Annotated in this window: 1 protein-coding gene; it reads right to left on the bottom strand. The window is 41.0% G+C overall.

The genetic code is table 11. The features are described from left to right. A partial coding sequence (locus ACFINZ_RS10510; protein ID WP_375701482.1) for a COX aromatic rich motif-containing protein occupies positions 1-781 on the bottom strand: 781 nt, incomplete at both ends.

The following is a 781-nucleotide window of genomic DNA, read 5'->3' as shown; positions in this document are numbered from 1 at the left end:
ATCAACACATCGATTAACAACCCGGTAGTAAAGCCGCTTCTCAACAGGTGCAAAATAACGAACTTCAGCATCTTTTTCCTTTGCAGTACTATCTCCCATACGAGGTGCAATAGTAAGCTGCCGATAAGAGGCTCGATCAAGTATTTGACCATTAGCCCGAACTTTAGCAATCCACTTGTCAAAATCCTGCGAAGATACAGAATGCCATTTAAACCGCATACCTGCAAAACCATCGCCACTGTAATTTGCCGAACTTCCTTTGAATATTCCTTGCTCTTCCGCTACCAAATGCAATTTAGCATTCATCTGTGGCATAGCATAAAGAACCGTGCCAAGCTTTGGCACCCAAAAGGCATTAACAGAATTCTCTGATGTCAACTGCAACAAAACCTGACGACCGTTAGGTGCATAAATTTCATTGATCGATGCAACACCATATCCCGGATAAATAAAGAGCCATTTCCAATCAAGAGCTACAACGTCAACTTGTAAAGGCTTCTCTTCACCAACAACATCCACAGGAAGAGAATTCGTAGGCTCAAGCTTATAGGTGTAATAAGCTGTTAATAAACCTAAAATCGTTACAATAACAATTGGAATACCCCACATAAATGCTTCAATTTTATTGGAATGCCCCCAATCAGGTAAATAATCTGCCGCTGTATTCGAAGCACGATACTTGATAGCTAGAAATACTACGCTTACCATTACCGGAATGACAACGCAAAGCATAACAAGCACACAAACAGTAATCAAAATAAGCTGTTGGCGCGCAACGTAT

The organism is Bartonella sp. AA81SXKL, assembly GCF_042196945.1.
Taxonomy (GTDB): Bacteria; Pseudomonadota; Alphaproteobacteria; order Rhizobiales; family Rhizobiaceae; genus Bartonella.
The sequence above is the reverse complement of the archived record's forward strand: the minus strand, read 5'-3'. Positions and strand labels throughout refer to the sequence as shown.